27 protein-coding genes are annotated in these 23738 nt (G+C 56.2%); 15 read left to right on the top strand and 12 right to left on the bottom strand.

The annotated features are described in order from the left end of the window. Nucleotides 1-33: 33 nt before the first annotated feature. Nucleotides 34-777: a rhomboid family intramembrane serine protease gene (locus ACR0DE_RS06990; RefSeq protein ID WP_480752388.1), complete on the top strand. Its 744-nt coding sequence runs from the start codon at nt 34-36 to the stop codon at nt 775-777. Between the two features lie 7 nt (nt 778-784). Here the strand turns inward: ACR0DE_RS06990 and ACR0DE_RS06985 are convergent, their stop codons facing one another. After that, nucleotides 785-1606, bottom strand: a complete 822-nt coding sequence (locus ACR0DE_RS06985) for an IclR family transcriptional regulator (RefSeq protein ID WP_480752387.1) — start codon at nt 1604-1606, stop codon at nt 785-787. 202 nt (nt 1607-1808) lie between these two features. On the opposite strand from ACR0DE_RS06985, the gene bhcA reads away from it, so the two are divergent. From bhcA to bhcD, 4 genes are all read left to right on the top strand, one after another. Continuing rightward, nucleotides 1809-2999, top strand: a complete 1191-nt coding sequence (gene bhcA, locus ACR0DE_RS06980) for an L-aspartate--glyoxylate aminotransferase BhcA (RefSeq protein WP_480752386.1) — start codon at nt 1809-1811, stop codon at nt 2997-2999. 11 nt (nt 3000-3010) lie between these two features. Further along, nucleotides 3011-3982 (top strand): beta-hydroxyaspartate dehydratase BhcB, encoded by a 972-nt coding sequence (gene bhcB / locus ACR0DE_RS06975; RefSeq protein WP_480752385.1) that lies wholly within the window; start codon nt 3011-3013, stop codon nt 3980-3982. Nucleotides 3983-3993: 11 nt separating this feature from the next. Beyond that, nucleotides 3994-5157 (top strand): 3-hydroxy-D-aspartate aldolase BhcC, encoded by a 1164-nt coding sequence (bhcC, locus tag ACR0DE_RS06970; protein WP_480752384.1) that lies wholly within the window; start codon nt 3994-3996, stop codon nt 5155-5157. Between the two features lie 72 nt (nt 5158-5229). Continuing rightward, on the top strand, nt 5230-6195 hold the full coding sequence (gene bhcD / locus ACR0DE_RS06965; protein ID WP_480752383.1) for an iminosuccinate reductase BhcD: 966 nt from the start codon (nt 5230-5232) through the stop codon (nt 6193-6195). 59 nt (nt 6196-6254) lie between these two features. Here bhcD and ACR0DE_RS06960 read toward each other — a convergent pair whose 3' ends face one another. Beyond that, the gene (locus ACR0DE_RS06960; protein ID WP_170392295.1) at nt 6255-7040 is read right to left on the bottom strand and encodes an inositol monophosphatase family protein; all 786 of its coding nucleotides are present in this window, start codon (nt 7038-7040) and stop codon (nt 6255-6257) included. A 215-nt stretch (nt 7041-7255) separates the two neighbouring features. On the opposite strand from ACR0DE_RS06960, the gene ACR0DE_RS06955 reads away from it, so the two are divergent. Then, the gene (locus ACR0DE_RS06955; RefSeq protein ID WP_170420658.1) at nt 7256-7615 is read left to right on the top strand and encodes a hypothetical protein; all 360 of its coding nucleotides are present in this window, start codon (nt 7256-7258) and stop codon (nt 7613-7615) included. 71 nt (nt 7616-7686) lie between these two features. Here ACR0DE_RS06955 and ACR0DE_RS06950 read toward each other — a convergent pair whose 3' ends face one another. Continuing rightward, nucleotides 7687-8592 (bottom strand): LysR family transcriptional regulator, encoded by a 906-nt coding sequence (locus tag ACR0DE_RS06950; protein ID WP_170420656.1) that lies wholly within the window; start codon nt 8590-8592, stop codon nt 7687-7689. 94 nt (nt 8593-8686) lie between these two features. Between ACR0DE_RS06950 and metF the strand changes: the two genes are divergently transcribed. Both metF and ACR0DE_RS06940 read left to right on the top strand, forming a co-directional pair. Continuing rightward, nucleotides 8687-9553: a methylenetetrahydrofolate reductase [NAD(P)H] gene (metF, locus tag ACR0DE_RS06945; protein ID WP_170661853.1), complete on the top strand. Its 867-nt coding sequence runs from the start codon at nt 8687-8689 to the stop codon at nt 9551-9553. A 203-nt stretch (nt 9554-9756) separates the two neighbouring features. Next, a complete protein-coding gene (locus ACR0DE_RS06940) occupies nt 9757-10419 on the top strand; it encodes a J domain-containing protein (protein WP_170401705.1) in 663 nt (220 codons plus the stop codon). Between the two features lie 61 nt (nt 10420-10480). Here ACR0DE_RS06940 and ACR0DE_RS06935 read toward each other — a convergent pair whose 3' ends face one another. Beyond that, nucleotides 10481-10999, bottom strand: a complete 519-nt coding sequence (locus ACR0DE_RS06935) for a YHS domain-containing (seleno)protein (protein ID WP_170392303.1) — start codon at nt 10997-10999, stop codon at nt 10481-10483. Nucleotides 11000-11241: 242 nt separating this feature from the next. Between ACR0DE_RS06935 and yghU the strand changes: the two genes are divergently transcribed. Beyond that, entirely contained in the window at nt 11242-12117 is an 876-nt protein-coding gene (gene yghU / locus ACR0DE_RS06930) for a glutathione-dependent disulfide-bond oxidoreductase (protein ID WP_480752382.1), read from the top strand. A 9-nt stretch (nt 12118-12126) separates the two neighbouring features. Here yghU and ACR0DE_RS06925 read toward each other — a convergent pair whose 3' ends face one another. After that, nucleotides 12127-12915, bottom strand: a complete 789-nt coding sequence (locus ACR0DE_RS06925; protein ID WP_480752381.1) for an SseB family protein — start codon at nt 12913-12915, stop codon at nt 12127-12129. Then, nucleotides 12908-13495, bottom strand: coding sequence for a uracil-DNA glycosylase family protein (locus ACR0DE_RS06920; protein WP_170636042.1), 588 nt, complete (start codon nt 13493-13495; stop codon nt 12908-12910). Before ACR0DE_RS06920 ends, ACR0DE_RS06925 begins: the two co-directional genes overlap by 8 nt. A gap of 208 nt (nt 13496-13703) precedes the next feature. Here ACR0DE_RS06920 and ACR0DE_RS06915 point away from each other — a divergent pair, with 208 nt between their 5' ends. From ACR0DE_RS06915 to ACR0DE_RS06900, 4 genes are read left to right on the top strand one after another with little or no spacing between them, the layout of a single operon-like run. Next, nucleotides 13704-14363 carry an ABC transporter ATP-binding protein gene (locus tag ACR0DE_RS06915; RefSeq protein WP_170392311.1) on the top strand — a complete coding sequence of 220 codons (660 nt, stop codon included), beginning with the start codon at nt 13704-13706 and terminating at the stop codon, nt 14361-14363. Further along, nucleotides 14341-15927, top strand: coding sequence for a KpsE/RkpR family capsule polysaccharide export protein (locus ACR0DE_RS06910; RefSeq protein ID WP_480752380.1), 1587 nt, complete (start codon nt 14341-14343; stop codon nt 15925-15927). Before ACR0DE_RS06915 ends, ACR0DE_RS06910 begins: the two co-directional genes overlap by 23 nt. A 5-nt stretch (nt 15928-15932) precedes the next feature. Beyond that, nucleotides 15933-16766, top strand: coding sequence for a 3-deoxy-8-phosphooctulonate synthase (gene kdsA, locus ACR0DE_RS06905; RefSeq protein ID WP_170420645.1), 834 nt, complete (start codon nt 15933-15935; stop codon nt 16764-16766). Nucleotides 16767-16781: 15 nt separating this feature from the next. Next, nucleotides 16782-18278 carry a phosphomannomutase/phosphoglucomutase gene (locus ACR0DE_RS06900; protein WP_170512447.1) on the top strand — a complete coding sequence of 499 codons (1497 nt, stop codon included), beginning with the start codon at nt 16782-16784 and terminating at the stop codon, nt 18276-18278. A gap of 51 nt (nt 18279-18329) precedes the next feature. Here ACR0DE_RS06900 and ACR0DE_RS06895 read toward each other — a convergent pair whose 3' ends face one another. Beyond that, a complete protein-coding gene (locus ACR0DE_RS06895) occupies nt 18330-20258 on the bottom strand; it encodes an AsmA family protein (RefSeq protein WP_480752379.1) in 1929 nt (642 codons plus the stop codon). Between the two features lie 93 nt (nt 20259-20351). Here ACR0DE_RS06895 and rimO point away from each other — a divergent pair, with 93 nt between their 5' ends. Then, complete coding sequence (rimO, locus tag ACR0DE_RS06890; protein ID WP_223116836.1) at nt 20352-21749, top strand: 30S ribosomal protein S12 methylthiotransferase RimO; 1398 nt, start codon at nt 20352-20354, stop codon at nt 21747-21749. Between the two features lie 16 nt (nt 21750-21765). On the opposite strand, the gene ACR0DE_RS06885 is transcribed toward rimO, so the two are convergent. Beyond that, nucleotides 21766-22122 (bottom strand): diacylglycerol kinase, encoded by a 357-nt coding sequence (locus ACR0DE_RS06885; protein WP_170420629.1) that lies wholly within the window; start codon nt 22120-22122, stop codon nt 21766-21768. A 135-nt stretch (nt 22123-22257) separates the two neighbouring features. Further along, nucleotides 22258-22446 carry a hypothetical protein gene (locus tag ACR0DE_RS06880; RefSeq protein WP_255611743.1) on the bottom strand — a complete coding sequence of 63 codons (189 nt, stop codon included), beginning with the start codon at nt 22444-22446 and terminating at the stop codon, nt 22258-22260. Between the two features lie 215 nt (nt 22447-22661). Here ACR0DE_RS06880 and ACR0DE_RS06875 point away from each other — a divergent pair, with 215 nt between their 5' ends. Then, nucleotides 22662-22904 carry a CDGSH iron-sulfur domain-containing protein gene (locus ACR0DE_RS06875; RefSeq protein ID WP_170401738.1) on the top strand — a complete coding sequence of 81 codons (243 nt, stop codon included), beginning with the start codon at nt 22662-22664 and terminating at the stop codon, nt 22902-22904. 3 nt (nt 22905-22907) lie between these two features. Here the strand turns inward: ACR0DE_RS06875 and ACR0DE_RS06870 are convergent, their stop codons facing one another. From ACR0DE_RS06870 to ACR0DE_RS06860, 3 genes are read right to left on the bottom strand one after another with little or no spacing between them, the layout of a single operon-like run. Further along, the gene (locus tag ACR0DE_RS06870) at nt 22908-23165 is read right to left on the bottom strand and encodes a DUF6455 family protein (RefSeq protein ID WP_170512454.1); all 258 of its coding nucleotides are present in this window, start codon (nt 23163-23165) and stop codon (nt 22908-22910) included. A gap of 4 nt (nt 23166-23169) precedes the next feature. After that, nucleotides 23170-23433, bottom strand: a complete 264-nt coding sequence (locus ACR0DE_RS06865) for a DUF6455 family protein (protein WP_480586821.1) — start codon at nt 23431-23433, stop codon at nt 23170-23172. Nucleotides 23434-23451: 18 nt separating this feature from the next. Further along, nucleotides 23452-23703, bottom strand: coding sequence for a DUF6455 family protein (locus ACR0DE_RS06860; protein ID WP_170420623.1), 252 nt, complete (start codon nt 23701-23703; stop codon nt 23452-23454). Between the last annotated feature and the right edge of the window lie 35 nt (nt 23704-23738).

The raw sequence follows: 23738 nt of genomic DNA, 5'->3' as shown, positions 1-23738 counted from the left end.
GACGCTGGGCGGCGAAAAGCCCAGCGTCGCGCCATGTTTCCGATCCGAGACCATAACCCTTCGGGGCGTACTCCGTTTGTTGTTTATGCCCTTATGGCTGCGAACATCCTGATCTTCCTCAGCTATGTGGGTGTCATGGAGGATGCGCGGCTGATCAATCAGCTTTATATTGACTACGCGGTCATTCCTGCCCGGATAACTGACGGCTATGGATTCGAGACACTCGTGACGTCAATGTTCCTGCATGGGGGCTGGATGCATCTGGCGGGAAACATGCTGTTCCTGTGGATATTCGGCGACAACCTCGAAGACGAAATGGGGCATGTGCTGTTTCTCGTGTTCTATCTGCTGGCAGGAATCGGAGCAGGGTTGATTCACGTCTTTTCGGCACCGGATTCGGTGGTGCCAACAATTGGCGCGTCCGGAGCGATAGCCGGTGTCATGGGCGGCTATCTTCTGCTTTTCCCAAAAGCGCGCGTAGATATCCTGTTGATTCTGATCGTCTATATCCGGATCTTTACCATCCCGGCCTTTATCATGCTGGGTGTCTGGCTGGGCCTGCAATTCCTTGGCAGCCTCTCCAGCAATCCCGATGAAGGTGGCGTTGCCTATTGGGCGCATACCGGAGGGTTCTTTGTTGGTTTGATCCTGTGCATCCCCCTATGGCTCAAGCGCGGAGGGACTGGGTTCTGGAACCGCACCCACGGCCATCCACCGCATCCGGAACACAGGTACAAACTCTCGCAATCACGCATCCCCAGAGTGCCGCGCAAATAATCAAGCGTCAGCTCTTGGGTAGCCTACCGCCGCTCAGTTGGGTGATCTCTTGCGCCGCGCGCATGACCAGATCGCCCAACTCGGGCGCGCGTTCGAGGCTGAACCTTACGGTCGGTCCGGATACCGAGATACCGGCGCAAGGCTCAGCCCTGTCATTGAAGATGGCCGCACCAATGCAAGACATACCTTCATACCGTTCTTCGTGATCGTAAGACCAACCTCGGGTACGAGTTTCAGCCAGATCTGCATACAGGCCCGAAGCGGGCAACTGCGTATTTTCAGTGAAAGCAACCGGATCAATCCGGCCCAGAACTTTGCCTAAACTCTCTTCGCTCAACGCAGCGAGAATAGCCTTTCCTGTACCGGACGCATACATGGGCGTCCGCGCACCGGGTGGAAAGAAGGCCCGGATGGGGTTCTGAGTTTCGACCTGCCCGACAAAGACCACCTCTGCTCCATCGGGTACGGCCAGATTTGCGGTCTCACCGCTGTCTTGCATCAGACGCCGCAGGATCGGCCTGCCGATTTCCAGAACGCTGTTGCGCCGCAGGAAAGACGCACCGGTCCGATAGGCTTCGATCCCGACCAGCCATTCTTGCCGTTCCTCATCAAAGGATACGAACCCGTGTTTTTGCAGTGTCACCAGAATGCGATGCGTGGTGGCTGTCGGAACATCAACCTCGCGGGCAAGATCGCTTAGCGCGACGCGCTCTAGCCGGGCAACAGTGGTCAGTACGCCCAGCGCCCGATCCAATGATTGCATGGTCCCGGCCGAACTTTCTTTAAACAGCGATTTGGGTCTGCCGCGCGGTCGCTTTTGCGTTTCCATTTCTCACCTGGCTTTCGGACTTTCCCCCGAAAACCCGAACCATTTTTCTGGCCCGGAATTCTCCGAGATCATTTTGATAAACTGAATTCCTATCCGTTTCAGCATCTTATTAATTTAACGGATGAAATGAAAATATTTTTCAAGAAAATTGCAACACGCAACCGTTCAAGCGACACTTGCGCCCAAAGCAGAGGATTGAGTTATGTCGCATCAAAACCCGGTCTTTATCCCAGGCCCAACCAATATTCCTGATCGTTTGCGCCTTGCCATGCAGGTTCAGACGCAAGACCACCGCGCCCCGGATTTCGTTGAAACCTTCGCCCCGGTACTGGAAGACACAAAACAGGTTTTCGGCACCACCGAAGGCCAGATAATCACTTTTCCAGCCAGCGGAACGGGCGGTTGGGAGGCAGCGATTACAAATACGCTCAGCCCCGGTGACAAGGTTCTTGTCGCCCGCTACGGCGTCTTCAGCCATCGCTGGATCGATCTGTGCGAAAGACACGGGTTGGACGTTCAGATCGTTGAATGCCCATGGGGAACAGGCGCGCCAGCCGACAGGTTCGAGGCCATCCTGTCCGCAGATAAAGCGCATGAAATCAAGGCCGTACTGGTGACGCATAACGAGACCGCGACAGGTGTGCGTTCCGATATCAGCGCTGTGCGCGATGCGATGGATGCGGCACATCACCCGGCCATGATGTATGTGGATTGCGTGAGCTCTTTGGCCTCAATGCCGTTCGAGTTTGACCGGTGGGGCGTGGATATTGCAGTCTCGGGGTCGCAAAAGGGGTTCATGCTGGCCACCGGCATGGCGATCCTGTGCGTCAGCCCCAAGGCTCTGGCAGCAATGGATACCGCCCAACTGCCCCGCACCTTCTTTGATTTCCGTGATATGATGTCGGCAAATGCGTCTGGCGGCTTTCCCTATACTCCGCCTTTGCAGCTGATCTACGGTATGCGCGAAAGCCTTAAGATGTTGTTCGAGGAAGGGTTGGACAATGTCTATGCCCGCCACACCCGTCTGGCCGAAGGTGTGCGCCGCGCGACTGCGGCCTGGGGCCTGAAGTTGGTCGCACAATCTCCTGACCTCTACTCGGATACCGTCAGCGCCATTTTTGTGCCCGAAGGCTTCGACAGCAACGAACTGACTGACCATGCCTTCAACACCTATGGGGTATCCTTCGGCATTGGTCTGGGTGAGTTGAATGGCAAAGCGTTCCGTATTGGCCACTTGGGCAGCCTGACCGATGTTATGGTCCTGTCGGGGCTGGCCACGGTCGAGATGGCCATGGCCGATCTTAACTACCCGGTGAAGCTTGGCAGCGGGGTTGCTGCGGCGCAGGAATTCTATCGCGCCAGCTCAACCAGCCACGCAAAAGCCGCAGCTTAGGGAGGACAGTCATGTTGGATCAAATCCCCGTCGCCGACCTGACGTATGACGACGTACAGGCTGCGCATGAAAGGATCAGGCCGCACATCCGACGCACACCGGTAATGACCTCGGACTATCTGAATGAATTGACCGGTGCACAGCTGTTCTTCAAATGCGAGAACTTTCAGGAAGCAGGTGCATTCAAAGTGCGCGGTGCCAGTAATGCGGTCTTCGGCCTAAGCGATGAAATGGCGACCAAGGGTGTTTGCACCCACTCAAGCGGGAACCACGCCCTGTCGCTGTCATATGCGGCTGGTCGCCGGGGCATTCCATGCAATGTGGTGATGCCGCGCACCGCGCCGCAGGCCAAGAAAGACGCGGTACGACGCTTTGGTGGTACGATCACTGAATGTGAGCCATCCACCTCTTCCCGCGAAGCGACCTTTACCGAGGTGCAGGCCCGAACAGGAGGAGAGTTCGTGCACCCGTACAACGACCCTCGTGTTATCACTGGTCAGGCCACATGTTCGGCTGAATTGCTTGAGCAGACCGATGGCCTGGATGCAGTGATCGCGCCAATCGGCGGTGGCGGGATGGTCTCAGGCACCTGTCTGACGGTCTCGAACCTGGCACCAGGAACGGCGATCTATGCGGCTGAGCCTGAGCAGGCGGACGATGCGTACCGTTCCTTCAAAGCGGGTCATATCATTGCGGACGATGCCCCCAAAACGGTGGCGGACGGGCTGTTGGTCCCGCTCAAGGAAAACACATGGCACTTTGTGTCGAACAATGTGACCGACATCTTCACGGTGTCCGAGCAAGAGATCATCGACGCAATGAAACTCACCTGGAAATACTTGCGCGTGGTGATGGAGCCGTCTTCGGCCGTTCCTCTGGCCACCATTCTTAAGAACCCCGACACCTTCCGGGGCAAGCGCGTCGGCGTCATCATCACCGGCGGCAACGTGGATCTGGACAAGCTGCCCTGGCTGAAAGGGTAAGGAGAAACAGGATGAACAAACCGATGAACAGTGATCAATTCGAAGTTGGCTATGACATCCCTGCCGCAATCGGCATGGATGAATCCGAAATCCAGACGCCTTGCCTGATCCTTGATCTGGACGCGCTCGAGCGTAACATCAAGAAGATGGGCGACTATGCCGAGGCACATGGGATGCGGCACCGGGTGCATGGCAAGATGCACAAATCCGTAGACGTCGCGAAGCTGCAGGAACAATTGGGCGGCGCAGTCGGCGTCTGCTGCCAAAAGGTTTCCGAGGCCGAGGTGTTTGCGCGCGGAGGCATCAAAGACATTCTGGTCTCGAATCAAGTGCGGGACCCGGCCAAGATTGACCGTCTGGCGCGCCTGCCGAAGCTTGGTGCACGCACAATCGTTTGCGTCGACGATGTGGACAACGTCGCTGATCTTTCTGCTGCTGCCGCTAAGCATGGCACTGAATTGGAGGTTTTTGTCGAGATCGACTGCGGCGCGGGCCGCTGTGGTGTCACCACGACCCCCGCCGTGATCGAAATCGCCAAGGCGGTTGAGGCCACCCCTAACCTGAAATTTAACGGCATTCAGGCCTATCAAGGCGCGATGCAGCATCTGGATACGTATGAGGCACGCAAAGAAAAACTGGATACCGCAATCGCCATGGTCAAGGATGCCGTCGACGGATTGAAGGCTGAAGGGATCGAATGCGAGCTGGTTTCGGGCGGCGGTACGGGGTCTTATTACTTCGAAAGCAACTCGGGCGTTTATAACGAGCTGCAGTGTGGCTCTTATGCCTTCATGGATGCTGATTACGGTCGGATTCTGGACAAGGACGGTCAACGGATCGATCAGGGTGAATGGGAAAACGCCTTGTTCATTCTGACCAGCGTGATGAGCCACGCCAAAGCGGACAAGGCAATCTGCGATGCGGGTCTGAAGGCGCAATCCGTCGATAGCGGCCTGCCCTTCATCTTTGGGCGGGACGATGTGGAATACCTGAAGTGTTCGGACGAACACGGCGTGATTGGCGACCCGGATGGGGTGTTGAAGGTTAACGACAAGCTGCGGCTGGTGCCCGGCCACTGTGACCCGACCTGCAACGTTCATGACTGGTACGTCGGTGTGCGCGACGGCAAGGTTGAAGCGCTTTGGCCGGTCTCTGCCCGTGGCAAGGCCTATTGAATTACAGATGAATGCAAGGGCGGGCGTTTAGCACCGCCCTTACTAATGCCATCAAAAAGAAAGACAAACGCGATGATCATCGTTCCTGAAAAGGAAATCGGCGCTCTGTTAGGCCGACAGGAAAGCTATACTTCGGTTGAGCAGGTGTTTGCCGCGATGGCGGCTGGGGACGCCTACAACTTCCCGGTCGTGCGCGAGGCCATAGGTCATGCGGATGCGCTCTATGGGTTCAAAGGCGGGTTTGATCGCGCGAGCATGAACCTTGGCCTGAAAGCAGGCGGGTATTGGCCAAACAATCTGGAAACGCACGGGCTGATCAATCACCAATCCACCGTGTTTTTGTTTGATCCAGATACGGGTCGCGTTCGGGCCATCGTTGGGGGCAACCTGCTGACCGCACTGCGCACGGCTGCAGCCTCGTCGGTTTCGATCAACCATTTAGCACGCAAGGATGCCAAGGTGATCGGAATGGTTGGCGCCGGGCATCAGGCGACATTCCAATTGCGCGCGGCATTGGAACAGCGGGACTTTGAGAAAGTCATAGGCTGGAACTTGCATCCAGAAATGCTGCCAAATCTCGAAAAGGTCGCGGCTGAAGCGGGGCTGCCTTTTGAGGCTGTGGATCTGCCCGGCATGGTGCAGGCGGACGTGATTGTCACCATCACCTCCTCCTTCGCGCCAACACTGATGTCCGAGCACGTCTCCGACGGCACACACATCGCCTGCATGGGCACCGATACCGTCGGCAAGCAAGAGGTCGCCACAGACCTGATCGCGCGGGCAAGCGTCTTTACCGACGAGGTCGCGCAGGCCGTGACACTTGGTGAAAGCCAGCATGCCGTGGCTGCCGGAACCAAAACCGAAGGCGAAATCCGGCAGATCGGAGAGGTCATCAACGGCACCCATCCCGGACGTGTATCCGAGGCTGAGGTGACCGTGTTCGACGGTACTGGCGTGGGGCTGCAAGATCTTGCGGTTGCCAGCGCGGCAGTTGATCTGGCGGTCCAGCAAGGGATCGCGATCGAGGTCGACTTCTAAACCAAAACGCGCGCCCGGACCGGACGCGCGTACCATGATCAAATGACCGGGGTTGAATATCAGCCCCGAATTACCTTTGCGAAATTGTCAAAGATCGGTTCATTGGCGCAGATCACTTCGCCATCCTCAAGCACGCTGCCTTCGGGGTTCAGCGCCTGAACAAAGCCGCCCGCCTCTTTCACGATGATGATGCCTGCGGCCAGATCCCAGGCGTTTAGGCGACGCTCCCAAAAGCCTTCGTAACGACCGGCGGCCACATAGGCCATGTCCAGCGCGGCAGCACCCCAGCGACGAACACCGGCACAGGCAGGCATCAGACGGGCGAGGTCCTGCAAGGTCGCAGGCAGATCCGAACGGCCACCGAATGGCAGACCTGTCGCGAAGATCGACTCGATCATGCGATGGCGGCCCGACACACGGATGCGCATGTCGTTCATCCACGCACCTTCGCCTTTTTCAGCAAAGAACATCTCATCCTTGGCAGGGTCATAGATCACACCCGAAACGATCTTGCCCTTATGTTCCAACGCGATTGAAACGGCCCAGTGCGGCAGCCCGTGCAGGAAGTTGGTTGTCCCATCCAGCGGGTCGACGATCCAGCGACGAGTCGGGTCTTCGCCGTCAATCGCGCCGCCCTCTTCGGCCAGCCAACCATAGGTCGGACGGGCACCCAGCAATTCCTCTTTCAGGATGGCTTCGGCCGCGATATCGGCCTTCGACACAAAGTCGCCCGCACCTTTCATCGACACCTGCAGGTTCTCGACTTCACGAAAATCCTTGACCAGAGAACGCCCCGCCTTTCGCGCGGCCTTGATCATGATGTTGAGATTTGCACTGCCAACCATTTTCCAAAGGCTCCTGTCCGGTCAAGCCGCGCGTATACTGGGGCAACGCGCCCTTGCCAAGAGGAATGATGTTCAATGTGAAATTGGACACTGACAGCTATTCGTCGTTAGGCAATTGTTGATCCGCGCTGGAGGTCGAATCGCTCTGGTCCGTCTGCCAGCCCGCACATTGAACTCGCACAAATCACTGTGATGCAATTCTAAGGAGATCTCATATGGCTACGTATCACGAGTTTCCCCAAAGAGAAATTGACCAACTTATCGAAACTGGGCGCGCCAATTTTGATGAACAAAACATAGCAGCGCGTTCATCAAAGGACGCAGTGCTTGGTGCTTCTCCGCTCATTGTAGGTGAAGTCTGCATTTCGGTAACCGTCGAAGATGGAAAAGTTTGTCTGAAAATTCCAATTGTGGACATTGAGGAATGCTTCAAAGTGCCGGGCTGGATTCCCGATGGGACGGTAGTGAAAGCTTGTTTAAAGATTTGCTTTATTGGCCCTGTACCCAGCGGAGTATGCGTTCTGGTAACCGCGCTTGACAAGGAGGTCTTTCGACGGTGCTACGGAGCTTGCTAGTAAAATTGAAGCCGTGTTGTTGAAGAGTTTTCTGGCTTGGTTTAACAAGTTAATTCCATGCATGCTGCAGGCTACTGTGCCTGCAGCTTGTGTGCTTCGGCTCGTGCGAGTTCTACCAACTCTTGTACAAAGGGCTTTTCAAGGTCGTCGCAACGCACTGCAGCGTATAGTCCGCGGGTAACGCCCTGCTTGGTCAGAGGACGTGTGACATAATCAGAGTTGTACTTCACTTCGCGCACCACCCAATCGGGCAGAACTGAGATGCCCCGGTTCGAGGCGACCAACAACAATATTACTGCGGTCAGTTCGACCTGCCGGACCGAGGCCGGCTCGACCCGGGCCGGGATCAGCAACTGACTGAAAACATCCAACCGGGTTCGTTCGACCGGGTAGGTAATCAGTGTCTGACCTCGGAAATCTTCAGCTTCGATATAGGGCTTTTCAGCCAATGGATGCGAAGACGCCGCGACAAATACGGCCTGATAGTCAAAGAGTTCGACAAATTCGACACCCGGCAGATCTTCGGGGTCAGAGGACACCACCAGATCAACCTCTTCCTTCTGCAAGGCGGGCAACGCGTCGAATGCAAGGCCCGGGCGGATATCCACATCAACGTCTGACCAGGATTTACGGAAAGCTTCAAGCACCGGAAACAGCCACTCGAAACAAGCGTGACATTCGATCGCAATGTGCATCCGACCGGTGCGACCGTCGCGCAGCGATGAAAACTCATCCTGCATCGCCTCGACCTGAGGCAGAATTTGTTCAGCGAGCCGCAGCAGCCGCAAACCAGCTGCCGACAACTTCATCGGCTTGGATCGACGTAAAAACAGCTCGACCCCGGCCTGATCTTCCAACCCCTTGATCTGGTGACTTAGTGCGGATTGCGTGATGTTTAGCTGATCAGCTGCACGCGCAAGCCCACCGCATTCGTGGATGGCTTTGATCGTCCGTAAATGGCGAAATTCGATATGCATTACTCACGCAACTCATGTTGTTGTTGAACAATATGAGTTTGTCTCACAATGCATCTGATGGCACAAGGGCATAAATGACAGCTACGAGGCCACCATGACCAAGCCTGAGATTTCATTCGAGTTCTTTCCGCCGCAGACTCTGGAGGCCTCGTTTCGCCTTTGGGATACGGTCCAGACCTTGGCGCCGCTGAACCCGCGGTTTGTATCGGTGACTTATGGTGCTGGTGGTACAACACGTGAGTTGACGCGTGATGCAGTTGCAACCTTACACAAATCCTCGGGGCTGCCTGTTGCTGCGCATCTGACCTGTGTCGATGCCTCGCGTCAGGAGACGCTTGAGATCGCAGACACATTCGCGCGCGCAGGCGTTCAGGATATCGTTGCCCTGCGTGGCGACCCACCTAAAGGTCAAGACCGGTTCGCCCCCCACCCTGATGGTTTCACCAACTCGGTAGAATTGATTTCTGCACTGGCCGAGACCGAGATGTTCAGCATCCGTGTCGGCGCTTATCCGGACAAACATCCCGAAGCAAGCAATGCCCGCGCTGATGTGGATTGGTTAAAGGCCAAGCTAGATGCGGGCGCGGACGAGGCGTTGACCCAATTCTTCTTCGAGGCTGAAACCTTCTTCCGGTTTCGCGATGCCTGCGAAAAAGCGGGGATCGACAAGCCTATCGTACCGGGCATTCTTCCAATCGAGAACTGGAAGGGTGCGCGTAACTTTGCAAAACGCTGTGGCGCCCACATTCCCGACTGGATCGAGAACGCATTTGACAAAGCAATCCGGGACGATCGCGAAGATCTTCTGGCGACGGCGCTATGCACCGAACTCTGCTCGGACCTGATAGAAGGCGGCGTGGACAAACTGCATTTCTATACGCTCAACCGACCTGAGCTTACTCGGGATGTCTGCTTTGCCCTGGGCATTACACCCCAGGCCGAATTGCAGAACGTCGCCTGATCCCACAGTTTTTGCGTTTGCCCTGTATCGCCGGGCATGGCAGTCGTCTGCCATGCTCATTTGCGACAACCGCTGCGCAGGCGACAATCTCGATATGCACCCGTCAACTGTTGCCCTACCTCAGTCTAATTCCTGAAAAAATTTGACAAAAATGTGATCAATGGCAATCTGACCCCGTTGTAGTTTTAATGAGTGTTTTGAGTATGAAGCCAGTGAGCAAGGTACAGGCTCGGGCCGAAGCGTTGCAGGTTCTTGGTCTGCCCCCAAATGCAAATGCAAACGAGATTCGTGAAGCCTGGCGCAAAATCGCGTTCCACGATCATCCTGATCATACCGACGGTGATTATTCCGGTTTTTCGGATGCTAAATCAGCCTATGATTTTTTGCGTAAAGAAGGGATGACACGCAAAAACGGTTTAGATTCTTCTACACCGCGTCGTCCTCGTCTGAAGAAACGCGTAATCGAACTGGCCGCAGATGAAATCAAAGCTTGTCACGATCTGTTAAAACCCGAACGCGCGCTGAAGGATTTATCGGAACTAGGTGAACCGGACGCCGCCAAAAGCGCCCGCGAATCTTCGGACCATGTTCCTGATGCAATCGGATGCTTCGGGCGCGATCTTACCTACTTCGTTGCATCGTCAGTCTGCGAAGGGTCTAACCGCGTTGCATTGCCAACCTCGGTCCTTTCCGGCTACCGCAAGTCAGAAACAGAGATTCTGACCTTTCGGTCCAAGGGCTCGGGCTCCGGTGAGATTGTCATTCCTGACCCGATACGCGAGAGGAAATTTCCCGGTGCCAAGAGTGTAACAATACGGTTCGAAGCGGATCAACACATGCGGGATATGTTCGAGTTGGCGGGGTGAGAGAACCCGCCAGCGAAAAAAGCCCGGCCTTAGTGGCCGGGCTTTCTTTCATTAATCGGAATCAGTTGGAAATCGGGCCTTCTGATGTGAATTTCGGGATCACGCTGGTCGAAGCGGCATCCCCTTCGATTCCGGGCCAGTTGCCTTCCGCCAGGTCGATGTTGGCCGGAACATCCTCTTCCCAGAAACCAACAACAACATCAGTGATGTTCAGATAGAGCTTGTCATCGACAATACGCCACAGATTTGGGTTGCCCGGAACCTTGCCGCCTTTCGACACGCCGTATGCACAATGGCCATCATATTGCGGTGCGTAAAAGGCCGGGTTTTCCAGAAACTTGTCACGGTTCTCTTCGGTCGCAAACGCCCAGGTAACACCATTATAGTCTGCGGTGATGTCGGCCCGACCGCGAACAGCCTCGGGTTGCGACTGGCCTACAGGAACCTGATCCAGGCTGCGGTAAGCAACAACGTCGTATCCCGATACGGCAAATCCGGTGCCATCAACATATTGTTCTCCGGCGAACGCGGGCACGGCAAAAGCCATCGTCGCGGCAAGGGTCAGCGCAAAGCGTTTCATGTGATTGGTCCTCATGTCCTTACGGTTTCTGGTCACCCGAACTGCGGGTCTGGTCAAACAATAGGTAATTTTGGCCCGGCGCGAAGACCCCCTCGCGCCGCTGTGAAAACCAGAGGGGTTTTGTGAGGTGAACGAGGCGCAATGTTACAAATATCTCGCCACATCCGGGGTTGGACTTTGAGTTTTGCAATATTAGCTGTGAAGGCGGCGCGTTTTGGCCAAATGATGCAGAAAGGCAAAAGATGAGCGAACAATCCACTTACACACCCCCAAAGGTCTGGACTTGGGACAGCGAAAGCGGAGGACGCTTTGCCAATATAAACCGGCCCATAGCCGGTGCGACCCACGAAAAGGATCTTCCGGTCGGGAAGCACCCGCTTCAACTGTATTCGCTCGCCACCCCGAACGGCGTCAAGGTTACGGTCATGCTGGAGGAGCTTTTGGCATTGGGCCATTCCGGGGCCGAATACAATGCGTGGCTGATCAACATCGGTGAAGGTGATCAGTTCAGCTCGGGCTTTGTCGGGGCCAATCCTAACTCGAAGATACCGGCGCTGTGGGATCATTCAGGTGAAACACCTGTGCGCGTTTTCGAGAGCGCCTCCATCTTGCTGCATCTCGCTGAGAAATTCGGTGAGTTTCTGCCCGCCAGCGGTGCCGAGCGGACAGAAGTGATGAACTGGTTGTTCTGGCAAATGGGCAGCGCGCCATATCTGGGCGGTGGCTTTGGCCACTTCTACGCTTATGCGCCTGAGAAATGGCAATATCCGATCGACCGTTTCGCGATGGAGGCCAAACGCCAGTTGCATGTGCTGGAACTGGAACTTGCCGAAAAGCCTTATATTGCAGGTCAGGACTATACGATCGCCGACATGGCGATCTGGCCGTGGTACGGGCAGCTTGTTCTGGGCCGTCTATACGATGCGGCAGAATTCCTGGATGTCGAAAGCTATGAAAACGTGATGCGGTGGGCCAAAGCCATCGATGCTCGCCCCGCCGTTCAGCGCGGCCGGATGGTCAATCGTGCGTTTGGAGAGCCGCATACGCAATTGCACGAACGGCATGACGCCAGCGATTTTGAGACGCGCACGCAGGATAAACTGGAAGCGGCAGACTAACGTCCTGCGCTACTTCAATATTGGGGGCCGCTCGGGATCACTGCCCGGCGCGGCCCTTTCCATTTTGGGCGCTTGAGGCTGGGGCAAATCGAACCGCAGCCCAACCTTTGCCAAGGCAGAAGTAGCCGGATCCTGCACTTCAAAAAAGCCAACATCCAGCGCTCCGGCCTCGATCCCCGAAAAGGTCAATGCCTCGGATACGGCGCGTGCAAGCGCTGGCTGCGCGCCTTCGACCGCTGAAACAAAACCCAATAAATGGCCCTGCCCCCCATCTTCAGTCTTTGTCCCAACCAGAAACGCCGCCGCAGCCAGACCTGCAGCCGTCGCCAGCTTTGCATCAAGCGCGGTCAACAGAACATCAGGCAAACCGGAGGGCGGATAGAATTCGGCAAGTCGCTGCTGCACCTCCTTAGGACCATGCTGCAGCGTGTCAGACAACCAACCGAGCGCTTCAGCGGGGATCAACATCGACGACGGTGCAACATCAAGGTTCAGACCCAGCCCGACCCCCTGCCCCGACAACATCCCTGAAAGAACACGACCCGACAGAGCGACATAGGGGACCGGTCGACCCGCAAATGCCGCCAGTCGTTCCTCAAGATCAAACACCAGAACAAAACGACCATCCGCCACATCGAACAGCTCAGGCGAAATGCTTTCATCCTTCGCTTCCTCGGTCAGCATCAGGAACAGCTCGCTATCGGCCAGTCTTTCGAAAAAGCGTAGTCGAGCGTTGTCGTCTTCCGGGGCCGCCTGCATGGAGTTATGTGCAGCATCCAAAGCTGTGGCTTCAGTCATTCAGAACCTCATTCACCCGTTTCTGTAGCACCGGCAACAGCTCGGCCTCGAACCAGGGGTTTTTCTTCAGCCAAGCCGTATTGCGCCAGGACGGGTGAGGCAAGGCAAACACGCGCGGTGCATGGTCTCGCCAAAGACTAACAGTCTCGGTAACCGGTGTTTTTACGCCAAGATGGTATTTATGGGCATGACCCCCGACGAGGATCGTCAACGGTACTTCTCCCAACGCAGCCATCACCTTGTCATGCCAGGTGCGCCCGCATATCGGCGGCGGAGGCAGGTCGGCCTTGCGCTCATTGTATCCGGGGAAGCAAAACGCCATCGGCACGATGGATACGCGCGAACGGTCATAAAATGCGTTCTCATCCAGTCCCAGCCAATCCCGCAACCGGTCACCCGAAGGGTCGGTGAAAGGCTTCCCTGAAGCATGGACGCGCGCGCCCGGTGCCTGACCTGCGATCAAAATGCGCGCACCGGGGCGAAACCAGACCACCGGGCGCGGCTGGTGCGCAGTCGTGGTCTGCGCGAACCTATCCGCGCACAAACGGCAGGCTTGGATGTCCTCAATCAGCGAATTCATCGGATCAACAGGCTTTTGCAATGTTCATCGATGAAGATAGGCATCATCTACCCTCGAGCCAATGAAACCGTCCTTGCAACACATCAATGTCATGAACTCGGATGCGCATTGATCATTTGTTTCATATTTCGACATAATGTGGCCAACATGGATCGGTAGCACACCGATCCTCAAACCGTCAAAACCCCGAGCGATCTGCAGGCCGCACATGCTGGAATTCGAAAATGTCAGCAAGTCTTTCTGGACCGGAACCCGCCGCAAGGTGATTCTGGATCGGGTCTCGTTCCGGGTCGAGCTTGGAACATCTCTTGGCGTGCTGGCCCCGAACGGAACCGGCAAGACCACGTTGATCAACATGATGGCAGGGCTGGAAAAGCCCGACGAAGGCGTGATTCGGCGCGACTGCCGCGTATCCTTCCCCATGGGCTTTGCAGGAGGTGTGGCCAAGCGCCTGTCCGCGCTGGAGAACGCACGCTATATCGCGAAGATCTACGGCATGGATCCCGACTATGTCGAAGCCTACTGCAAATGGCTGTGCAACTTGGGTGAGTATTTCGACCAGCCGCTCGGAACCTATTCGTCCGGAATGCGGGCCCGGTTTACATTTGCACTGATGCTGGCCCTGGATTTCGATATGTATCTGATTGACGAGGGGATGCCCTCGACAACCGATGTTGAGTTCAACAAGAAGGCGGGCGACATTCTGAAAGAGAAGCTGCGCACGACAACCTTGGTGATCGTATCGCACAACCCTTCGCTTCTTGAAAAATTCGCGCGGCAGGCTGCGGTATTGGTAGACGGCCAGCTTTACATGTTTGAAACCTTGGAAGAGGCAAAGCAGCTCTATGACTACCAAACCCAAGGCTAGGAAATACAATCCCGACCGCACGGCACGCGGTTCTGGCACTGCCGAGGCACGCTCGGACGCCATTTCGCGCATCCGAAAGGCGACCCAAGGCACAGACTCGGCTGAAGACACTCAGCAACCGGGCAACGAGTTGGATGCGATCAAACGCGAAGGTCTGACAGGGCGGCAATTGCGCGTCGCGCGGCGTTTGGCGCACAAGAACGGGCTTGCGGCGACGTCTGACTACGATGCGGTCCGGCTGTTACGAAAGAAAGGAATTGATCCGTTTCAGCGCACAAACCTGCTTGATCTGGCAGCTCCTGACAAAGGCAAGCCAACTGGTGATGACGCCGCGCAAGACAATATAAAGATTCACCTGCCGCAAACGACCAGAGACTCGCAGAAGAACCTACCAGGACCCAAACTCAGCCCGGCCGAACGTCGTGAATATGAAATCGGGCAGATCCAGAAAGACATCGCCCGCCGCCGCCGCCGCAAGCTTGCCGGGCTATTCGCACGATTGACGGTGTTCGTATTCATTCCAACGTTTATCGTGGGCTACTATTTCTATCGCGTGGCGACGCCGATGTATGCCAGCGACTCGGTGTTTTCGATCTTGCAAGCGGATGGCGGCGGTGCCTCGTTCGGTGGATTTCTGGCGGGCACGCAGTTTGCGACGGCGCAGGATTCCGTGTCCACTCAGGAATTTCTGGAATCCAAGGATGCATTGGAACGGCTTGAGCGTGATGTCGGATTTACTGAGTTTTTTCGGCAGGATTGGATAGACCCGATCCAACGATTGCCGGCTGATGCGACGCTTGAAGAAACCTACAAGCTTTATAAGCGTATGATCACAATCGGATATGATCCTAGTGACGGCGTCATCCGAATGGAGGTCGCAGCGCCGAGCCCCGAGATAGCGGTCGATTTGTCCAGGCGGCTTATCTCTTACGCGGAAGAGACCATCAATGGTCTGACTGAATTGAAACGCGAAGACCAGATGCGCGATGCCTTGGCGAGTTTTGAGGCTGCGCAAGAGGCACGCAGACAGGCTCAGGAAGACCTGATCGAACTGCAGCTACAAGGTGCGATACTGGACCCGCAAAGTGTGATCGCCAGCCTGCGAGGAAGGATCGATCAGTTCGAATTCGAGCTGCAGGACAAAGAACTACAATTGGCCGCGCTTCTCGATAATACGCGCCCCAACCAGGCCAAGGTGGATGGTACACGGGCGGATATCGCGCGGCTGCAAGCGGTCCTTGATGAGTTGAATGCCGAGATGCTGGATGTGTCGGCGGGCGAAAATTCGCTGGCGCGTTTGAGCGTGCGAATCCAGATGGCTCAGGCCGATCTGGCGGCGCGTGACATGATGCTGCAAACGGCAATGCAGCAAATGGAAGCCACGCGGACCGAGGCCAATCGGAAAGTGCGGTATCTGACCGTCTCGGTGAACCCGGTCGCCAGCCAGGAACCCAGCTATCCGCGCAAGTTCGAAAATACGATTTTGGCATTCCTGTTATTTGCTGGTATCTACCTGATGATCTCGCTTACCGCGTCGGTCCTTCGTGAACAGGTATCCTCGTAAGACTCATGAAACATGTAAAAATAGCCGACCTGACGGTTGGCAACGACCTTCCGCTGACAATCATTGCCGGCCCTTGCCAGCTTGAAACCGCCGATCACGCCCAAATGATCGCCGGCACCATGAAAGAGGCATGCGACGCCGTAGGTGCGCAATATGTGTTCAAGGCCTCGTATGACAAAGCCAACCGGACCTCGCTGTCCGGCAAGCGCGGCATGGGCATTGAGTCCGGGCTGCAGGTGCTGGAAGATATCCGCAAGACCATGGGCATACCGGTACTGACCGATGTCCATACCGAGGCCCAATGCGCGATCGCGGCTGAGGCCGTCGATATTCTGCAAATCCCTGCGTTTCTGTGTCGTCAGACGGACATGCTGCTGGCGGCGGGCAATACCGGCAAAGCGGTCAACGTAAAAAAAGGGCAGTTTCTCGCCCCGTGGGAAATGCCGAATATCGTCACTAAGATCGAAAGCACTGGCAATCAGAACATCCTGCTGACCGAGCGTGGAACTTCGTTTGGCTACAATACGCTGGTCGCGGACATGCGATCGCTGCCGCAGATGGCGCAAACCGGATATCCGGTCGTCATGGACGCGACCCATTCGGTGCAACAGCCCGGCGGCCAAGGTGGTTCCTCGGGTGGACAGCGTGAGTTTGCGCCAGTGATGGCGCGCGCCGCTGTATCTCTAGGCGTCGGGGCTGTTTTCATAGAAACCCATCAGGATCCCGACACCGCCCCCTCAGATGGGCCGAACATGATCCCTCTGGATCAAATGGGCCATCTGGTTGACACATTGATGCGATTTGATGCGCTGGCCAAAGAAAACCCAATTCAGATTTAACGATTGAGATTTGTGATGACCAAGCCTTTGCCTGAGGTGACCCCAAACACCTGGAGCTTTCTACGCGATCCGATGATCAAGCCCACGGGCTTTCGCGAATATGACGCGCGGTGGAAATACCCCGATGAGATCAATCTGCCAGGCATGACGGCCCTGGGTTTGGGTCTGGGCACACAGATGCTCAAACGCGGGATCGAACCCGTGATTGCAGTGGGAAATGACTATCGCGATTATTCCCTGTCGATCAAAAACGCTCTGATCGTTGGACTTATGCAGGCGGGTATTCAGGTGAAAGATATCGGCCCAGCGCTCAGCCCGATGGCGTATTTCGCGCAATTCCATCTGGACGTACCGGCGGTTGCGATGGTCACGGCAAGCCATAACCCGAACGGTTGGACCGGCGTCAAAATGGGCTTTGACCGCCCATTGACCCACGGCCCTGACGAAATGTCGGAACTGCGCGACATCGTCTTGAATGGGGAAGGCGTCGCGCGCCCGGGCGGGTCATATGAATTCGTCGACGGTGTGAAAGAAGCCTATATCGACGATCTGGTCGGTGACTTCAGAATGTCACGTCCGCTGAAAGTGGTCTGCGCCACCGGAAACGGCACCGCCGCCGCCTTCGCGCCCGAGATTTTCGAAAGGATCGGGGTTGAGGTTGTGCCCAGCCACACACGGCTGGATTACACATTCCCCAATTACAACCCGAACCCGGAAGCCATGGAAATGCTGCATGACATGTCCGACACAGTCAAATCCAGCGGCGCGGACCTGGCGCTAGGGTTTGATGGTGATGGCGATCGTTGCGGTGTTGTGGATGACGAAGGCGAAGAGATATTTGCCGATAAGGTCGGCGTCATCATGGCCCGTGATCTGGCCAAGCTGCATCCAGGTTCGACCTTTGTAGCCGATGTGAAATCCACTGGGCTGTTCGCCAGCGATCCCGAGTTGCAAGCGCTTGGAGTCAAAGCCGACTACTGGAAAACCGGCCATAGCCATATGAAGCGCCGGGTCAAGGAAATCGGTGCGCTGGCTGGGTTTGAGAAATCGGGACACTATTTCTTGGCGGAACCGGTCGGGCGCGGATACGACTGCGGAATGCGCGTGGCGGTGGAAATCTGCAAACTGATGGACCGCAACCCGGACAAAAGCATGTCAGACCTTCGGAAAGCACTACCAAGGACATGGTCGACACCCACCATGTCTCCGTACGCAGCGGATACGGAGAAATACGATATACTGCAGCGCCTGGTCGGAAAATTGGTTGCCAAGGCCGACGCCGGCGAACACTTCGCAGGGCGGGCTATCAAAGAGGTCGTGACCGTCAATGGAGCCCGGGTCATTCTGGACAATGGCAGTTGGGGCCTCGTTCGCGCGTCATCCAATACACCCAATCTGGTCGTCGTCTGCGAAAGCAGCGAAAGCGAGGATGAAATGCGCGCGATCTTCGCAGATATCGACGCCGTCATTCGAACTGAACCCGGCGTGGGCGAATACGATCAGACAATCTAAATGACACTATGAAGGGCGCCCATTTCGGCGCCCTTTGTTATCGCGTTTAGATCAATCCCCGCCAAACAGCTTGAGCAGGCCTTTCTTGGCCTCATCCTCTAGCTTGTTCTTCAGCGCGTCTTCGATGTGACCGGAATCCGTCACCGTGGTATCCAGTTCTTTACCAACCTTTTCCAAAACCTTCTTCTTTGCGTCGTCTTCCAGTTCTTTAACTTTGCCTTCGGCTGCCGCCTCAATGACTTTGGTAAGGTCCGGCTTGATCGACGGGTCGCTCCACGGTCCTTTAATTCGGACGGGTACCGATATCCCCTGCCCTGAGTTGGCGCGCAGGGCGACCGGTGTAAACAGATAATCGATATCGCGAGCTCCTAAGCCAATGCGGCCCGTACCGTCCGCCCGGAAATTATCCAGCTGCATCAACAGGTCCTTGTTGGTCAAGTCGCCATTCTTCATCGTAAAGCTGGCCGTAAGGCTGTTGAATACGGTCGTACCACCCGATCCCTTTCCCCGCCCCATAAGGCGGTCAAGATCCAGCCCCGAGATAACGCCCCGCCCGACCTCGATATCTCCTTTACCGCTGAGCGATCGCATGATCTGATCTTCGCTCTGTCCGACGCCCAGAAATTCAAGATTGCCTGAACCGGTGCCCGAAAGCCGTTTGATATCCCCAAGCGTTTCGAGCGCTTCGTTGATATCGATATTGGCGGCTTTCAGATTTCCACCAACCGACAGACCGTTGCGATTATTGGCGACCACCTGGCCGTTCAATTGCCCCGAGAACAGCGAGGCCGGGTGCATCTGCAATACAGCCCGCGACCGATCAAGGCTGAGTGTCAGATCACTTTTCCCAAAGGTCATACCCGGAACCGCAATCGAGGTGGCTTGCAAGCGGATCTTGCCATTTGCCAGCGCCAGAAACGACGCATCAATTGGGGCTTTTGACCACCCTTCCGTATCTGAGGTGCCGTCAGAAGCGTTGCCTCCGCTTACTTTCGATAAGTCGAGATCGCCTGCGTTCAGACGCGCAGTCATCTGGGGCGGATTTGAAATCTGGATGTCAGCTTCGCCCTCAAGCCGGTTTTGATCCAGAACCGCGATCATGTTGCGCAATGAAATCCGCCCGTCCCGGGTATAGGTCATCTGCCCGGATACGCTCGCGACCTGTCCTAGTCCCTCGGGCACGGTGACTCCTCCGTGACCAAACGCGGCCAGCATCTTTTGAGTGTCCTTGGCCGTGACCGTCGTCTTGCCATCCATTTCGCCGGCCAGATTCACCCGGCCCGAGAACTGAATATCTCCGCCAGGCGCGGTTAGGCTCAGCTGCAACGGCGTGACAGCGCCGCTGGAAAATGCGGGCAAGTCGGGGATGGTAAGGTCCACTGCGACGCTGCCTCCGGGGACGGACATACTGGCTTGCATTTCCATTGGGGCCGTCACGTCAGGCCAGCGGGCCGAAAGATCGACATCGGCAAAATCCATACTAACCGCGCCATTCTCAAGATAGATTAGGCGCGCATTGGTCAGTTCCAACCGCTCGAGCGTGATGGGTCGGCTTTCAACGGCTTGCGCCGTAGCGCCCGTTTGCGAGGAGTTACCTGGCTGATGCAGCTCCCAGTTGCCGCGCCCATCGGCGCGTTCAAGGCGTAGAACCGGGCTATCGGCCAACACCCGTTTGATCCGGATATTCCCAGACAACAACGCCGAGGCATCGACCCCAACCGCGAGGCTTTGGGCACGAAGCATCGGTTCCGGCCCGGCCCAAGGCGCATTGCCAAATGTCACAGGGCCGGTTTCCATCCCCAATACCGGCCAAAATGACAGTTTGACGTCACCGGTCAACGCGAGATCGCGGCCTGTTTGCGCCTTGACTTGTTCAGCGAGTATTGTCGCCAGTTTTTCGCCTGGCATCAGCAGCAAGGCACCAATGACCAGCCCGAAGGCTGCAACTATGAGAAATAGAAAACGAATGAGCCACTTCATGGGTCTGCCTTTCCGGCCTTTCTGCTCTGTTTCAAGTCAGCCCCGAGCGGGCGGGATTTGCAAGGGGAAGCTTTCCCCTCTATATGCCCGGCCATGAGCACGAACCCACCGAACCTCCGCCCCGATCTAGCCCCCGAGGCCCGGATCGCCGAGACGCCCCGCCGTGGCCAACCGACCCTTGGAATGGTGTCGCTGGGTTGTCCAAAAGCGCTGGTTGACAGCGAACGTATCCTGACCCGGTTGCGGGCCGAGGGGTACGGTATTTCGCCGGACTACACGGGTGCTGATGCCGTTATTGTGAATACCTGCGGGTTTCTGGACAGCGCCAAGGCCGAGTCGCTGGACGCAATTGGCGAGGCATTGGTTGAAAACGGCAAGGTCATTGTGACCGGCTGTTTGGGGGCTGAGCCTGACTATATCCGGGAACACCATCCGCGCATTCTGGCGGTTACAGGACCGCATCAGTACGAACAGGTGCTGGACGCAGTACATGCAGCCGTACCACCCGACCCAAACCCTTATGTCGATCTGCTGCCCGCTTCGGGCGTCAAACTTACCCCGCGCCACTATAGCTATCTCAAGATTTCCGAGGGCTGTAATCATAAGTGCAAGTTTTGCATCATCCCCGACATGCGCGGTAAACTCGCAAGCCGCCCGGCCCATGCAGTGCTGCGCGAGGCTGAGAAACTGGTCGACAGCGGTGTGCGCGAACTGCTTGTGATCTCACAGGATACCTCGGCCTATGGGCTGGATCGTAAGTATGACGTGAACCCATGGAAAGATCGGGAGGTGCGCAGCCATATCACCGATCTGGCACGGGAACTCGGCCAATTCGATGCGTGGGTCAGGCTTCATTACGTCTATCCCTACCCTCATGTGCGCGATTTGATCCCGCTGATGGCAGATGCGGGTAGCAATGTGCTGCCGTATCTCGACATTCCATTCCAACATGCGCATCCCGATGTTCTGAAACGCATGGCCCGCCCTGCCGCAGGGGCAAAAACTCTGGACGAGATTGCCAACTGGCGCGCTATTTGTCCGGATATCACTTTGCGGTCCACGTTCATCGTCGGCTACCCCGGAGAAACCGAGTCAGAGTTCCAGACGCTTCTGGACTGGATGGACGAAGCGCAGTTGGATCGTGTCGGCTGTTTCCAGTACGAAAATGTCGATGGCGCCCGCTCGAACGACCTGCCGGATCATGTCCCGGCCGAGGTCAAGCAAGAGCGATGGGAGCGTTTCATGGAGAAAGCTCAGGCCATTTCTGAGGCCAAGCTTGCAGCAAAGGTTGGCCAAAAACTCGATGTCATCGTAGACGAGGTGGATGAAGAGGCCGCGACCTGCCGCACCAAGGCCGATGCTCCAGAAATCGATGGTAACTTGTTTATCGACGAAGGCTTCGAAGGCCTGAAACCCGGGGATATCGTCACGGTCGAGGTAGATGAAGCCGGAGAATACGACTTGTGGGGGCGTTTGCACCCCTCGGCGTAACGAAAGGCGTCTGTCCCTAGAACAAGCCGATCAAAATCACGATCCACGCCACTCCGGCAGCGACTGCAGACAACGCCACCGCTGCACTTGCTGCATCCTTGGCTTGCCCCGCCAACGCGTGGTGCTCGGTCGAGGTGTGATCGACGGCACGCTCGATGGCCGTATTAAATAACTCGGCCACCAAGACCAGAATGCCCAAAGCAAGGATCAGCGCCCGTTCTGCCGTACCTAGAGGGAGTGCAAGCGCCAATAAAGCCGAAATCAGGTTGGCCCAAACCCACCCACGAAACGAATACTCTTGCCGCCAGGTTGCAGCCAGGCCCTGCCAGCTCCAGCGGGTACGATCCTTTAGGTGGTCAAAGAATTTGCGCATGGGGTTTCCGATCAGTCGTCCTGCAAGAAGACGTCCGCGACCCACAGCAGAAAGGCAAGAAAAAACCGCCTCGAGGGCGGTGTTCTTTTTAGAGGTGTGCAGGCGGCCCTGCGATCAGAACCGCCTGCTTAATACTTATTGGGTGACCGGGTTACATACGGTCTGGCCTGCTTCGGTTGTGGCCAGTTCATAGCCTGCCGAGCAACTGGGTGTACCAAACTTGTCATAGTCGGGCTGGATGTAAACCGGGGTCGGTTCCTCTTGCTGCGAGCACGCAGTCAATACAACGGCCGTGGCGCAGATAGCAGCAAATTTCAGTTTCATGTCCATCAATCCTCTATTACTTTTCTGATATTGCCCAGTTTTTCGGGGCCGGTATCAGAATAGGACCAAGAATTTCATATGGCAACCGAATCGATAACGCATTCGTGAATAAAGGCGAAACCACGCTGGAAGGCGGGTTTTCATTCGCAGTCTACCTTTTTTGACAAAGAGCCCTAAACTTTGACTTCGACATCAGCCAAAGACGGAGTAGCCACATGTCAGACGCCCCGATCATCGCCCAGAAATCGCCCTATCCGGTCGAAGTGACCGAAGGAAAAACCTATTTCTGGTGCGCCTGTGGCAAATCCAAGCGGCAACCGTTTTGCGATGGTTCGCACAAAGATACGTCGTTTGAACCCGTAAAATATACTGCTGATGCCAGCAAGAAGGTCTTCTTCTGTGGCTGCAAGCACTGCGCCAATCCGCCGTTGTGCGACGGAACGCACAATAAGCTCTGAAAGTCAGGTCAAGTCGTTCAAAACCTGAGCATTGGCACAAAAATCAGGTGCTTTCTCAGCCATTCCTTGTTGTGCGGCAAGCCATATCTGACAACGTTCGTCGCATATTGCGCCCCGGCATCGGGTCACCATCTGAGCGTAGTCGGCAGGTGTCAGTTTCCCTTCGGCCATTGCTTCGGTCAGAGAAATCCCTAAGGATCGCGCGACCGAGCGTGTCAGCCAAAAGTGTTTTTCGATCTCGCCCAGTGATGTTCGATCCATTTGATCACCTTTGCTTGCTGACCCTCAAGGTGGCGAACCTGTGCCGGTTTGGGCAGGTGCAGGGCGCGCTTTCCGCCGTTTCGTTCTCGTTCAACCAGTCTGGGCATGCCCGCGCCCATTCGCACCCGCGGCAGAGCTGAACCATATCTGCCCATTCCTGTTGGCTCAGGTGCCCGTCGCGATGTGCGGTGGCAAGGTCGGCTCCCGTCGCCTGTGCCATTCGCAATACAAGGCGAAAATGGGTCATGATCCGTCCAAGTCGTGGCACGGTACCCCCCTTTTGGCGTTACGGCTTGAGCCTGTTCAGCAGCTCGTGATTGCGGCAGTATTCAGGTGTGTCGGGCGCTGTCAGGTTCTTGGCCAGAAACGCCTTGCAATGGCCCGGATTCGGGCATTCCGTGCACCGCAATACCGCGTCCGAGATTTCGTCGAACTGTAAGGCCCCTTCGATGGCAACTTCTTGCAAATCTACGCCCAGCGTCGTGGCCATCCGATCTACAAGGTCGGCGTGACGTCGCAGCGTTTCACGATCAGACATGCAGTTTCCTTTTCCATTCACTCTATGGAAAGGGT

The sequence above is a fragment of the Ruegeria sp. C10 genome, assembly GCF_056537805.1.
Note: the sequence above shows the minus strand (reverse complement) of the source record. Positions and strands in the feature narration are given on the sequence as shown.

Excerpts from the sequence above, each read along its gene's own strand:
- ACR0DE_RS06940 (WP_170401705.1), top strand. The coding sequence starts at position 9,757 with ATGAAGCCAGTGAGCAAGGTACAGGCTCGGGCCGAAGCGTTGCAGGTT.
- ACR0DE_RS06925 (WP_480752381.1), bottom strand. The coding sequence starts at position 12,915 with ATGACTGAAGCCACAGCTTTGGATGCTGCACATAACTCCATGCAGGCG.
- ACR0DE_RS06955 (WP_170420658.1), top strand. The coding sequence starts at position 7,256 with ATGGCTACGTATCACGAGTTTCCCCAAAGAGAAATTGACCAACTTATC.
- ACR0DE_RS06870 (WP_170512454.1), bottom strand. The coding sequence starts at position 23,165 with ATGGATCGAACATCACTGGGCGAGATCGAAAAACACTTTTGGCTGACA.
- ACR0DE_RS06935 (WP_170392303.1), bottom strand. The coding sequence starts at position 10,999 with ATGAAACGCTTTGCGCTGACCCTTGCCGCGACGATGGCTTTTGCCGTG.
- ACR0DE_RS06920 (WP_170636042.1), bottom strand. The coding sequence starts at position 13,495 with ATGAATTCGCTGATTGAGGACATCCAAGCCTGCCGTTTGTGCGCGGAT.
- ACR0DE_RS06990 (WP_480752388.1), top strand. The coding sequence starts at position 34 with ATGTTTCCGATCCGAGACCATAACCCTTCGGGGCGTACTCCGTTTGTT.
- ACR0DE_RS06960 (WP_170392295.1), bottom strand. The coding sequence starts at position 7,040 with ATGGTTGGCAGTGCAAATCTCAACATCATGATCAAGGCCGCGCGAAAG.
- ACR0DE_RS06950 (WP_170420656.1), bottom strand. The coding sequence starts at position 8,592 with ATGCATATCGAATTTCGCCATTTACGGACGATCAAAGCCATCCACGAA.
- bhcC (WP_480752384.1), top strand. The coding sequence starts at position 3,994 with ATGAACAAACCGATGAACAGTGATCAATTCGAAGTTGGCTATGACATC.
- bhcA (WP_480752386.1), top strand. The coding sequence starts at position 1,809 with ATGTCGCATCAAAACCCGGTCTTTATCCCAGGCCCAACCAATATTCCT.
- metF (WP_170661853.1), top strand. The coding sequence starts at position 8,687 with ATGACCAAGCCTGAGATTTCATTCGAGTTCTTTCCGCCGCAGACTCTG.
- ACR0DE_RS06860 (WP_170420623.1), bottom strand. The coding sequence starts at position 23,703 with ATGTCTGATCGTGAAACGCTGCGACGTCACGCCGACCTTGTAGATCGG.
- rimO (WP_223116836.1), top strand. The coding sequence starts at position 20,352 with ATGAGCACGAACCCACCGAACCTCCGCCCCGATCTAGCCCCCGAGGCC.
- ACR0DE_RS06985 (WP_480752387.1), bottom strand. The coding sequence starts at position 1,606 with ATGGAAACGCAAAAGCGACCGCGCGGCAGACCCAAATCGCTGTTTAAA.
- ACR0DE_RS06900 (WP_170512447.1), top strand. The coding sequence starts at position 16,782 with ATGACCAAGCCTTTGCCTGAGGTGACCCCAAACACCTGGAGCTTTCTA.
- ACR0DE_RS06910 (WP_480752380.1), top strand. The coding sequence starts at position 14,341 with ATGACTACCAAACCCAAGGCTAGGAAATACAATCCCGACCGCACGGCA.
- ACR0DE_RS06895 (WP_480752379.1), bottom strand. The coding sequence starts at position 20,258 with ATGAAGTGGCTCATTCGTTTTCTATTTCTCATAGTTGCAGCCTTCGGG.
- yghU (WP_480752382.1), top strand. The coding sequence starts at position 11,242 with ATGAGCGAACAATCCACTTACACACCCCCAAAGGTCTGGACTTGGGAC.
- bhcD (WP_480752383.1), top strand. The coding sequence starts at position 5,230 with ATGATCATCGTTCCTGAAAAGGAAATCGGCGCTCTGTTAGGCCGACAG.
- ACR0DE_RS06915 (WP_170392311.1), top strand. The coding sequence starts at position 13,704 with ATGCTGGAATTCGAAAATGTCAGCAAGTCTTTCTGGACCGGAACCCGC.
- ACR0DE_RS06880 (WP_255611743.1), bottom strand. The coding sequence starts at position 22,446 with ATGAAACTGAAATTTGCTGCTATCTGCGCCACGGCCGTTGTATTGACT.
- kdsA (WP_170420645.1), top strand. The coding sequence starts at position 15,933 with ATGAAACATGTAAAAATAGCCGACCTGACGGTTGGCAACGACCTTCCG.
- ACR0DE_RS06885 (WP_170420629.1), bottom strand. The coding sequence starts at position 22,122 with ATGCGCAAATTCTTTGACCACCTAAAGGATCGTACCCGCTGGAGCTGG.
- bhcB (WP_480752385.1), top strand. The coding sequence starts at position 3,011 with ATGTTGGATCAAATCCCCGTCGCCGACCTGACGTATGACGACGTACAG.
- ACR0DE_RS06875 (WP_170401738.1), top strand. The coding sequence starts at position 22,662 with ATGTCAGACGCCCCGATCATCGCCCAGAAATCGCCCTATCCGGTCGAA.